The organism is Brevundimonas sp. GW456-12-10-14-LB3 (assembly GCF_059424365.1).
The window spans coordinates 20020-30941 of the sequence record NZ_JBWKZJ010000037.1; the positions used below are offsets into that span (position 1 = coordinate 20020).

Here is a 10922-nt window from a genome sequence, read left to right on the forward strand (position 1 = left end):
CCCGTCATCCTCGGGCTTGACCCGAGGACCGGGCGTCGATCGGGCTGTGCGTCGCCGTCTTCGCACGAGCGGCGGAACATCCGATCCACGGGTCAAGCCCGAGGATGACGGACGGAGAGAGGGAGCGACGGCGGGAGTTGAATTGCCCGCGATTCGCTCCCACATCTGCGGCCGAACCCGGACGGATCCGGCCAACCCAATTTGCGCGCGAGCGGCAAGGCCCTAGCGCCGAGCGTCAGCGCCCAAGGAGCCATTTATGGCGACAGTCAAAGTCACCGACGAAAGCTTCGACGCCGACGTCCTGAAATCCTCCACCCCCGTTCTGGTGGACTTCTGGGCCGAATGGTGCGGCCCCTGCAAACAGATCGGCCCGGCTTTGGAACAGATCGCCGACGAACTGGGCGGCCAGGTCACCGTGGCCAAGATCAACATCGACGACAGCCCCCTGACCCCGTCCAAACTGGGCGTGAAGGGCATCCCCACCCTGATGCTGTTCAAGGACGGTCAGATGACCTCGATGAAGGTCGGCGCCATGCCCAAGGGCAAGATCGTCGAATGGCTGGCCGAGGCCGGCGTCAAGGCCGACGCCTGATCCTTCCGCCTGTCCGACAGGATCGAACGCCCGCCGGTTCCGACCGGCGGGCGTTTTTGCTAGAAGGCCGCCTATGAGCGACGAACCCCCGCCCGACGACACCCCGGACGACATCCGCGGCGAAACCCCGGTTCAGAAGGCCCTGCGCCTGAAGAACGCCAAGCTGGAGGCTCGGCCCAAGCCGCCGCGGGGCGGACGTTTCCAGCGCGAACAGGCCGCCCGCATCGCGGCGGGCAAGTCCAAGCCCTGGATGACCCGCTAAACGGGCCAGGTCTCCGGGCTGGCGCCCAGCACCTCGCCCGCCAGATACAGAGACCCGCAGATCGCCACCCGGCCCGCGCCGAACCGCAAGGCCAGGTCCAGGGCCTCGCCGACCGAGCCCGCCGGGGTCGCCGCCAGACCATGGCCGCGCGCCACGGCCGCCAGGGCCGCGGGCTCGGCCGCCGCCCCGTCGAAGCCGACGGTGAAGACCGTGGCCTGGCTGTCCTTCAGCGCCGCGAAGAAGCCGCCGGCGTCCTTATTGCCCAGCATGCCGCAGATCAGGGCCAGGGGGCGCGGCGCCCGCGCCTGACGCTCGGCGAGAAAAGCCGCCAGCGCCCGTCCGGCATGGGGATTGTGCCCCCCGTCCAGCCACAGCTCCGCCTCCGCCGCCTTGGCCGCCTGCCCATAGGGTCCGGTCGAGATCCGCTGCAGCCGCGCCGGCCACCGCACGGCCTTCAGCCCTTCGATGATCGCGCTTTCCGGCAGATCCAGCTCCAGGGCGGCGGCTATGGCCACGGCCGCATTGTCGATCTGGTGCGCGCCCGCCAGGGGGGGCGCCGGCAGGTCCATGAACAGGTCCGCCGTCTGGAAGGCCATGCCGCCCCGCTCGGCCCAGGCGTCGAAATCCACCCCCAGCACCGTCAGCCGCGCACGGACGTCGGCGGCCCGGCGTTCGATGGCCTTGAACGCCTCCTCACGCTGGCGCCCGATCACGCCCGGCGCCCCCGCCTTCAACACCCCGGCCTTTTCCGAGGCGATCCCGGCCAGGTCCGTGCCCAGAAACTCGGCATGATCATAGTCGACCGGGGTGATCACGCTCAGCAGCGGCCGTTCGATCACATTGGTGGCGTCCAGCACCCCGCCCAGGCCGACCTCGATCACCGCCAGATCGGCCGTTGTCTCGGCCATGGCCAGGAAGGCGGCGGCGGTGGTGCTCTCGAACACCGTGGCCTCGCCGGACATGGCTTCGATCCGGTCGAGGATGGCGTTGAGATGATCGTCCTCGATCAACCGCCCCGCCAGCCGGATCCGCTCGTTGAACCGCACCAGATGGGGCGAAGTATAGGCATGGACCTTCAGCCCCGCCGCCTCGGCGATGGCCCGGATCAGGGCCACGGTCGATCCCTTGCCGTTCGTCCCCGCCACATGGACCACCGGCGGCAACCGATGCTGCGGATCGCCCAGGGCGGCGCACAGGGCGCGCATCCGGTCCAGCGACAGATCAATCCGCTGCGGATGTCGGGCGCGCAGCCGCTCGGAGATGGGGTCCAAGGCCGTCAGGCCGCCAGGCGGTTTCCGCCCATCAGCATGGACAGGATCCGGCCCAGGACGCGGGGCAGATCGGCGCGGGTCACGACCCGGTCGACCATGCCCTTCTCCTGCAGATATTCGGCGCGCTGGAAGCCCGGCGGCAGTTTCTCGCGGATGGTGGCCTCGATCACGCGCGGACCGGCGAAGCCGATCAAGGCGCCCGGCTCGGCCAGATGGACATCGCCCAGCATGGCGTAGGAGGCGGTCACCCCGCCCGTGGTCGGGTCGGTCAGCACCACCACATAGGGCAGTTTCGCCGACTTCAGCTCTTCGATGGCCAGGGTGGTGCGCGCCATCTGCATCAGCGACAGGGCGCCCTCCTGCATCCGCGCCCCGCCGGCGGCGGTGAAACAGACCAGCGGAACCTCACGCGTCACGGCCTCGCGCGCCGCCTTGATGAAGGCTTCGCCCGCGGCCATGCCCAGCGACCCGCCCATGAAGGTGAAGTCCTGAACGATCACCACCGCCTTCTGGCCGCCGACCGAACCCCAGCCGATGGCCATGGTGTCCTTGCGCCCCGCCGCCTTGCGCGCGGCGTTCAGCCGGTCCTTGTAGGACTTGCCGTCCGAGAACTTCAGCGGATCCTCAGGCACGTCCGGCGTTTCGATCGTCTCATAGACGCCGCCGTCGAAGGTGGCCTTCAGCCGCGTCGGCGCATCGATCCGCATATGGCGGCCCGACGGCGTCACCCACAGGGCGGCCTCCAGGTCCGAGCGGTACAGCATCTCGCCCGTATCGGGGTCCTTGACCCACAGATTGTCGGGGGTGTCGCGGCGCGACACGATCTTGCGGACGCCGGGCGCGAAACGGCTCAGCCAGCCGCCGCGCTTTTCCTGAGGTTTGTTCTTGTCGACCATGGGCGGGCTCTTAGACGGTTTCCGCCGCGGAAGCACTAGTCACCGATCGAACCGCGTCGCCCAGCGCCTTGACCCGGGCCAGCACCCGCGGCGCGGCAGGCTCATTGGCCTCCAGAGCGGCGGCCACCTCGTCCACCAGGGCTGACCCGACCACAACCGCATCGGCGACGCGGGCGATCTCGGCCGCCCGCTCCGGCGTCTTGACCCCGAAGCCGACCGCGACCGGCAAGCCCGAGGCCTTGCGCACCCGCTCCACCGCCGGCGCCACGACGTCGGCGTTCGCCTCCTTGACGCCGGTCACGCCCGCGACGGCGACATAATAGACGAAGCCCGAAGTGCCCTGGACCACGATCTTCAGCCGTTCGTCGTCCGAGGTCGGGGTCGCCAGGCGGATCAGCGAGATCGAGACCTTGTCCAGCGCCTCGATCAGCGGCCCGGCCTCTTCCGGCGGACAGTCCACCACGATCAGCCCGTCGATGCCGCACTCGGCCGCATAGGCGGCGAAGGCGTCATAGCCCAGGCTTTCGATCGGGTTCAGATAGCCCATCAGCACGATGGGCGTGACGTCGTCGCCCTTACGGAACTCGCGCGCCAGATCCATCGTCGAGCGCAGGCCGAAACCCGCCTTCAATCCGCGAATGGCGGCCCGCTGGATCGGCGGCCCCTCGGCCATCGGGTCGCTGAACGGAAAGCCCAGTTCGATGATGTCGGCCCCGGCGGCAGGCAGCCCCTTCAGGATCGCGAGCGCCGCCTCGCGCGACGGATCGCCCCCCATCACATAGGGGATAAAGGCCGAACGGCCCTCGGCCTTCAGTGCGGCGAAACAGGCGTCGATACGGGCGGTGGTCATTGGGTCGATGCGTCCGAAGCAGGCTTCTCGGCGGCGGCGGCCTGCCCGCACACGTCGCCCGGAATGGTGGCGAAGCCCAGATAGGCGGGCAGTTCGGCGACGGCGACCTTGGACGTGTCGTAGAAGGCGACCATCTGCATACCGTCGCAACCGCCGCCCTCGCGACGCTTGATCAGGACGACGCGGTTTTCGTCGCCGCCCGCCGCCAGCCAGCCCTTGGTCTCCAGATCGGCGATATAGGCCTCGGCCAGGGCGCCGACCTGACCCAGGGGCGCGGTGACGCACCAGGCCCGGCCGGCCAGATTGTTCAGACCGCCGCAATCGGGCGAAAGCTGCGCGCCCGGCAGCAGGGCGACATCGGCGGGTTTAACCTCAACCGGCGTCTGGGCCTGAACGGCCGTCGAAAGGCTCAGGGCGGCGGCGATCACCGACAGGCTGCGGATCACAATTCCACTCCCAGATGACGGGCGACCTGGAAGATGTCCTTGTCGCCCCGGCCCGACATCAGCAGGACGACATCGCCGCCCTTGCCGACTTCGCGCGCCACTTCGCCGGTCCGCGCCAGGGCGTGGGCCGGTTCCAGGGCCGGGATGATGCCTTCCAGCTTCGAGCACAGCTGGAAGGCCTCCAGCGCCTCATTGTCCGTCGCCGAGCGATATTCGGCCCGGCCGATGTCGTGCAGCCAGGCGTGCTCCGGCCCGATGCCGGGATAGTCCAGCCCGGCCGAGATCGAATGGCCCTCGACGATGTTGCCGTCCTCGTCCTGCAACAGATAGGTCCGGTTGCCGTGCAGCACCCCCGACCGCCCGCCCTTCAGCGAGGCCGCATGGTCCGGCGTGTCCAGCCCGTGGCCCGCCGCCTCGACCCCGATCAGCCGCACGGCCGCATCGTCGATGAAGGGGTGAAAGGCGCCGATGGCGTTCGATCCGCCGCCGATACAGGCCACGACGGCGTCCGGCAGCTTGCCCATCCGGGCCATCGACTGGGTCTTGATCTCCTTGCCGATCACCGACTGGAAATCGCGCACCATGGCCGGATAGGGGTGCGGACCCGCCGCCGTGCCGATGATGTAATAGGTGTCCGAGACGTTGGTCACCCAGTCGCGCATCGCCTCGTTCATCGCGTCTTTGAGGGTCGCGGCGCCGGCGGTGACGGGGAAGACCTCGGCCCCCAACAGACGCATGCGGAAGACGTTCGGCTGCTGCCGCTCCACGTCCACCGCCCCCATATAGACGGTGCATGGCAGGCCGAACCGCGCCGATACGGTGGCCGAGGCCACGCCGTGCTGGCCGGCGCCGGTCTCGGCGATGATCCGGGTCTTGCCCATGCGCCGGGCCAGCAGAATCTGGCCCATACAGTTGTTGATCTTGTGCGCGCCGGTGTGGTTCAGATCCTCGCGCTTCAGCCAGATCTTGGCCCCGCCGAAATGTTCGGTCAGCCGCTCGGCGAAATACAGCGGGCTCTCGCGACCCACATAGTGGGTCAGATAGCCGTCCAGTTCGGCCTGGAAACTGGGGTCCGCCTTGGCCGCCTTATAGGCCGCATCCAGCTCATGGATCAGCGGCATCAGGGTCTCGGCCACGAACTGCCCCCCGTAAGGCCCGAACCGTCCCTGCGCGTCCGGCCAGGCATAGGCGTTGGACAGCGGCTGGGCGGGATCAGGAGCTTGGATGGGCGTTTGAGCGTTCACGGTTTCGACTTTCACGCGGAGAGGCGTCGTAATTACGACCGGCGCGCGTTTTGGATGAAGGCCGCGATCCGGTCGGCGTCCTTAACACCCGGCGCGCTTTCGACGCCAGAGGAGACGTCCAGCATCGGCGCCCCGGCGATCCGCAGCGCCTCGGCCACATTGTCGGGATTTAGCCCCCCCGCCAGGAACCACGGATGACGGAAGGCCCGATCCGCCAGCAGGGTCCAGTCGAAACTATGCCCCACCCCGCCCGGCAGGACCGACCCCTCCGGCGGCTTGGCGTCGAACATCAGATGATCGGCGTGATAATCCCATTCGTCGGCGGCGGCGAAGTCGTCGCCATGGCGGATCGGCAGGGCCTTGATCACCCCCGCCCCGGTCAGGGCCCGCACGGCTTCCGCCCGCGCCGGGCTCTCCGCCCCGTGCAGCTGGATGAAGTCCGGCCTCAGCGTCCGCGCGATCTCTTCCAGCAGGGCGTCGTCCGGATCGGCCGTCACCGCCACGATCTTCGCCCGCCCCCGCGCCCGCTCGAACAGGTCGGCGGCGGCTTCCGGCGCCAGATGGCGCGGGCTCTTGGGAAACACCACCGCCCCCACGAAGTCCGCCCCGCCGTCCAGGGCGGCGTCCAGGGTGTCGGGCGTCGTCAGGCCGCAGATCTTGATCTTGATCGTCATGGGACAATCACCGTCAGCCCTATGTCGGTGGCGACCGTGGCCATGTCCTCGTCAAGAGTCGCCAGGCTGCAGCCATGCCTCGCCGCCAGCGCGAGATGAAGCGCATCGGGAGCGCGCAATCTCACGTCGTTTGTCACCAGGCGCCGCGCTTCCACCATGTCACCGTCAACCACAGAAAGGACGACCCTGCCTCTCAACCATTGGTCCAGTTGCAGTTCGAACTCGCGCCGATCCCTGTCGCGCAGATTGCGCATACGAGTCTTCACCGCCAAGGCGGAGGAAAACTCTGTGAGAGCCCAACTGCTCATGACGAAGGCATCGACACCCGCGATCCAGACCGACGCCCGCTCAGTGTGCTTGTCGGTCTGAAACAGGGACATCAGGACGCTGGTGTCCAGATAGACGGTCAAATCTCTTCGTTCCGCATCCGGCGCAAGAGGGTTACGGAGTCCATCTCGGCTTCAGACTTGATCCGCACACGTTTCAGCCAGTCCATGTCCATCGGCCCTGACGTCGGCTCGACCTCCTGCGCCGGCTCCAGTCGCGCCACAGGCACGCCGCGCCGTGTGATGGTCACGGCCTCGCCCGCCAGCATGCGATCCAGCAGCTTGGGCAGGTTGTTCTTGGCTTCGGCGACGGAATAGCTGGACATGGCCATCAAGATAGCCATCTGGCGTCAAATGTCCACGATCTCGGCTCAGACGAAGATCGACGCGATCTCCTCCGGCGTCAGCAGCCGCCACGCCCCCGGCGCCAGATCCTCCGGCAGAACCAGCCCGCCCAGCCGCTCCCGGCGCAGGGTCTCCACATGGTTGCTGACGGCGGCGAACATGCGCCGCACCTGGTGATAGCGGCCCTCCGTCACCGTCAACAGGGCCTCGGTCGGGGACACCACCTCCAGCATCGCCGGCGCCAGGGGCTTGTCATCCCCCTCCAGCACCAGTTCGCCGGAGGCGAACAGCGCCCCTTCCGTCCCCGTCAGCGGCCGCGCCAGTCCGGCGCGATAGACCTTGGCCACATGGCGTTTGGGACTGATCACCCGGTGCAGCAGGTCGCCGTCGTCGGTCAGCAGCAACAGGCCGCTGGTCTGCTTGTCCAGCCGTCCGATGGTCGAGATGGCCGGATCGCGCCGCCGCCACCGGCCCGGCAGGATATCATAGACCAACGCGCCCTCTTCCTTATGGGAACAGGTCATGCCCAGCGGCTTGTTCAGCAGGATCACCAGACCCTGCACCGGATCCAGCGGCTCCCCGTCGATCTCCATGCGGCTCGGCAGGTCCGGCGTCACGGCGATCCGCCTCGACACGTCGGTAAGGTCCGCGCCGTCCAGCAGGATCCCGCCCGCCTTGGCCATCCGCGCCATCTCGGCCCGCGACCCGTAGCCCATCGAGCCGAGCAGTCGATCGACGCGCGACGTGGGGGTCTTGGTCATGTCGCACCCCCGACGCCCGTCATCCTAGGGCTTGTCCCTAGGATCCAGACTCCCGGTGCGTCGGCAGACAGCACTCTCGTCGAACACCGGGAGTCTGGATCCTCGCCACAAGGGCGAGGATGACGGCTCAGAGAAGAGCGCCTCACTTCACCGCCTCGAACAGCTTGTACCCGCCCTCGTCGGCGACCAGTCGCACCCGGCCGAAGGCGGCGTTCAGCTCGGCCTCATAGGGCAGGTGCCGGTTCGCCACGATCCAGGCTGTCCCGCCCTTCTTCAGCAGTTCCGCCGCCTTGCGGATAAAGGCCTGGCCCAGCCGTCGATCCTCGGCCCCGCCGTCGTGGAAGGGCGGATTGCTGACGACGAAATTCAGGTCGCCTCCGGCGGGCAGGGTCCGCACATCGGCCCATTCAAAGCTCGCCCGTGGGTCTTCGACATTCTTCCGCGCCGCCTCGACGGCCCGGCGGTCCAGGTCGATCAGCCGCAGGCCCGTCACCCCCGGCGACCGCAGGACCACCGTCGCCAGCGCCCCATAGCCGCAGCCCAGGTCGGCGCCCGCCCCCTTCAGCGCCGGCAGGTGTTGCGCCAACAGGGCCGAGCCCGCGTCGATCCGGTCCCAGGCGAAGATCCCCGGCTGGGACCAGGCCTCCAGCCCCGGCACGATCCGCGCCGCCCCCTCGGCTATGGCCGAGTCGATATCCGTCATCGCCTCGGGCCTGATCACGACGCAGCGGCGATGGTGCGCCTTGGCCGTCTCGCCCACCTCGACGCCGAAGCCGGTCAGCTCCTTCTTCAGCCGCGACCCGCCCTTGTCCTTCAAGGCCATGACGTCCAGCCGCCCCCCGACCTTCAGCGCCCTCAGCGCCAGGGCCAGGGTGTAGCGCCGCTCCAGCACGCCGGGCGGGGCGTAGATCATGATCTCGTCGACCGAGCCTTCGCTCACAGCCTCCAGGGCGGTCGAGCCGGGGATCAGGGGCGAGACTTGGATCGCGGCGCCGGCGCCGGTGCTGGGCGGATCGAAGACGACCGGCGGTCGGCCGTAAAGAAGCGTGCTCATGCCCGCCCCTTAGATGGTGAACGCGAAAATCGCCAGCCGGGGCCTCAGAACCCCGCCTGCAACAGGGCCAGACCGACCACCCCGACCACGATCCGCCACCAGGCGAAGGGGCCAAAGCCGTGCTTGGAGACGAAGTCCAGCAGGAAGCGCACCACCACCAGGGCCGTCAGGAAGGCCACCACGAAGCCCACCACGATCAGGCCGACGTCGCTGAAATCGAGCGTCTTGTGGTTCTTCAGCAGGTCATAGGCCACCGCCGCCCCCATGGTGGGCAGGGCCAGAAAGAAGCTGAACTCGGCCGCCGACCGCTTGTCGGTCTTCAGCAACAGGCCGCCGGCGATGGTGGCGCCGGATCGCGACACGCCGGGGATCATGGCCAGGCACTGGAACAGGCCGATCAGAAAATAGACCCGCATCGGATACTGGCTGGCGTCCAGCCACTGGGGCCGCTTGTCCATCCGGTCCAGGGCCAACAGGATCACCCCGCCGACGATCAGGGCGACGCAGATCACCTGGGGCGTTTCGAACAGCACGTCTTTGATGAAGTCGTAGGCCAGGAAGCCGATCACCACCGCCGGGGCGAAGGCCAGCAGCAGGCCGATCAGGAACCGCCGGGCCTCCGGATCGAAGGGCCAGCGCGTCGCCAGGGTCCACAGCCGTTTGAAATAGACGCTGATAATGGCCAGCAGCGCCCCCAGCTGGATGACGATCTCGAACGTCTTGCCCGCGCTCTGGAAGCCCATGAAATGGCCCAGCAGCAGCATGTGCCCGGTGGAGGACACCGGAATGAACTCGGTCAGTCCTTCGACCAGGCCGAGAATGATCGCCGCAAGCCAGTCCGACATGAAGTCCCCGTCACAGGCCGGAGGTCAGTGCGCGCCCGGCTCGGGCCCCACATAGCGCAATCGCGCCCGGATAGGCGAGCCGTCCGTCGCCTGATCCACAGCATGGGCCAAAAGGCCGACCAGCCGCCCCAGCAGCAGCAAGTCGCCCGCTCCCGTCGGCCCCAGGTCCAGCCGTCGCGCGATCAGGGCCAGGGCCAGATGGAAGCCGGCCGGCCGGCCCGCCGCCGCCTCGCCCTCGGCGAGCAGGGCCTGGAGATCGGCCGGAAGCCCCGCCGCCTCCAACAGCGCCCGCGTCCGCGGATCGACCCGGCCGAAGGCCGCCGTCTCCTCGAAGCCCGGCACCCCGCCCTTCAGGGCCAGCCAGCGTCGCGCCGCGCCCGACGGATCGCGCCGCGCCTCCCCCACATAGGCCACGACCTCGCCCAGTTCGCCCAGAGGGGCCCCGCTCAGGGTGGTGATCCCGGCCAGGACCGCCCCGGCCAGGGGCGCGCCGCCGAAGGCCGCCGCCCGCGTCGCCAGCACCGCCTCGTCCAGACCGCAGTCGGCCCCCAGCACCAGGGCGCGGCGGATCAGATGGCTGTCGCGTTCGAACGCCTTGAAGCCGCGCGCCAGACGCTGGTGCAGATACAGGCGCGGGCCGGGGCCGGAGACGCTGTCCACCACCTCGTTCAGCAGCGAGGCCGCCTCCTGTTTCAGTCCCGCCGGGTCGTGACTGCGCAGGGAGCGGTCCTCGATCGCGCGACGGCCCAGCACGGCCAGAACCCGCCTCTGTGTCGAACCGCCGACGATCGGATCGATACGCGGCTTCAGTCCGACGAAGGGGTCCCCGTCCCGCACGTCCCACAGCAGGCGGGCCGCCGCCTCGACGGTCGCCGTCTCGGCCAGCTGCACCGCGTCCAGACCGCGATAGAACAGCCGGCCCTCGGCGATCAGGCCTACGGAGGATTGAATGTCGGCCTCGCCGCGCGCCGCCGCCCCCACGACCGGCGTCCGCACCTCGGTCTCGCCTTCGGCCCCGTCGCCGCACAGCCGGGCCACGTCGGCGGCGGCGTACAGGCTTCTGCGGGGGTCGGCGGGGTCGGGACGGGCGGCGATCCGTCCCCGACTGACATAGGCGTACAGGGTCTGGGCCTTGACCCCCAGCCGGGTCAGGGCCTCATGTCTCGCGATCCAGCGTTCGTCAGCGTCCATGCCGCCCCCACGACTACGACCGATGCCCCGTATGAACGGAAACCGACATAGCGCCGTTTCGTCTCCTTAATCCTAATGACGCGCCCGATCCAGTTGGACCAGTCCAAATGAGCGCCCCGGTTGGCTTTCCGCCACGATTGCGCGACAAGACCAGCCGATGACGAC

Annotated in this window: 14 protein-coding genes; 2 read left to right on the forward strand and 12 right to left on the reverse strand. The window is 68.8% G+C overall.

From position 1 onward, the window contains the following. Positions 1-256: 256 nt before the first annotated feature. Both trxA and AC07XS_RS13190 read left to right on the forward strand, forming a co-directional pair. On the forward strand, positions 257-592 hold the full coding sequence (gene trxA / locus AC07XS_RS13185; RefSeq protein WP_054764133.1) for a thioredoxin: 336 nt from the start codon (positions 257-259) through the stop codon (positions 590-592). Between the two features lie 73 nt (positions 593-665). Then, complete coding sequence (locus AC07XS_RS13190) at positions 666-854, forward strand: hypothetical protein (protein ID WP_182714763.1); 189 nt, start codon at positions 666-668, stop codon at positions 852-854. On the opposite strand, the gene AC07XS_RS13195 is transcribed toward AC07XS_RS13190, so the two are convergent. The 12 genes from AC07XS_RS13195 to AC07XS_RS13250 all read right to left on the reverse strand — a co-directional run bounded on the left by AC07XS_RS13195 (position 851) and on the right by AC07XS_RS13250 (position 10757). Beyond that, complete coding sequence (locus AC07XS_RS13195; RefSeq protein WP_494732677.1) at positions 851-2125, reverse strand: bifunctional folylpolyglutamate synthase/dihydrofolate synthase; 1275 nt, start codon at positions 2123-2125, stop codon at positions 851-853. The genes AC07XS_RS13190 and AC07XS_RS13195 overlap by 4 nt on opposite strands. 5 nt (positions 2126-2130) lie before the next feature. Beyond that, positions 2131-3021, reverse strand: coding sequence for a carboxyl transferase domain-containing protein (locus tag AC07XS_RS13200; RefSeq protein WP_182714765.1), 891 nt, complete (start codon positions 3019-3021; stop codon positions 2131-2133). A 10-nt stretch (positions 3022-3031) separates the two neighbouring features. Continuing rightward, a complete protein-coding gene (trpA, locus tag AC07XS_RS13205; RefSeq protein WP_182714766.1) occupies positions 3032-3871 on the reverse strand; it encodes a tryptophan synthase subunit alpha in 840 nt (279 codons plus the stop codon). Further along, the gene (locus AC07XS_RS13210) at positions 3868-4317 is read right to left on the reverse strand and encodes a hypothetical protein (RefSeq protein WP_182714767.1); all 450 of its coding nucleotides are present in this window, start codon (positions 4315-4317) and stop codon (positions 3868-3870) included. Before AC07XS_RS13210 ends, trpA begins: the two co-directional genes overlap by 4 nt. After that, on the reverse strand, positions 4314-5516 hold the full coding sequence (gene trpB / locus AC07XS_RS13215) for a tryptophan synthase subunit beta (RefSeq protein WP_321208126.1): 1203 nt from the start codon (positions 5514-5516) through the stop codon (positions 4314-4316). Before trpB ends, AC07XS_RS13210 begins: the two co-directional genes overlap by 4 nt. A gap of 77 nt (positions 5517-5593) precedes the next feature. After that, positions 5594-6235 (reverse strand): phosphoribosylanthranilate isomerase, encoded by a 642-nt coding sequence (locus AC07XS_RS13220; RefSeq protein ID WP_182714768.1) that lies wholly within the window; start codon positions 6233-6235, stop codon positions 5594-5596. Next, entirely contained in the window at positions 6232-6645 is a 414-nt protein-coding gene (locus AC07XS_RS13225; RefSeq protein WP_182714769.1) for a type II toxin-antitoxin system VapC family toxin, read from the reverse strand. The genes AC07XS_RS13220 and AC07XS_RS13225 overlap by 4 nt, the downstream gene beginning before the upstream one ends. Continuing rightward, positions 6642-6905 carry a type II toxin-antitoxin system Phd/YefM family antitoxin gene (locus AC07XS_RS13230; RefSeq protein WP_182714770.1) on the reverse strand — a complete coding sequence of 88 codons (264 nt, stop codon included), beginning with the start codon at positions 6903-6905 and terminating at the stop codon, positions 6642-6644. Before AC07XS_RS13230 ends, AC07XS_RS13225 begins: the two co-directional genes overlap by 4 nt. 27 nt (positions 6906-6932) lie before the next feature. Continuing rightward, positions 6933-7667: a pseudouridine synthase gene (locus tag AC07XS_RS13235; RefSeq protein ID WP_182714771.1), complete on the reverse strand. Its 735-nt coding sequence runs from the start codon at positions 7665-7667 to the stop codon at positions 6933-6935. A gap of 142 nt (positions 7668-7809) precedes the next feature. After that, entirely contained in the window at positions 7810-8721 is a 912-nt protein-coding gene (locus AC07XS_RS13240; RefSeq protein WP_182714772.1) for a class I SAM-dependent methyltransferase, read from the reverse strand. Between the two features lie 44 nt (positions 8722-8765). Beyond that, positions 8766-9566 carry an undecaprenyl-diphosphate phosphatase gene (locus tag AC07XS_RS13245; protein WP_182714773.1) on the reverse strand — a complete coding sequence of 267 codons (801 nt, stop codon included), beginning with the start codon at positions 9564-9566 and terminating at the stop codon, positions 8766-8768. A gap of 24 nt (positions 9567-9590) precedes the next feature. After that, positions 9591-10757, reverse strand: a complete 1167-nt coding sequence (locus AC07XS_RS13250; RefSeq protein ID WP_321208125.1) for a citrate/2-methylcitrate synthase — start codon at positions 10755-10757, stop codon at positions 9591-9593. Between the last annotated feature and the right edge of the window lie 165 nt (positions 10758-10922).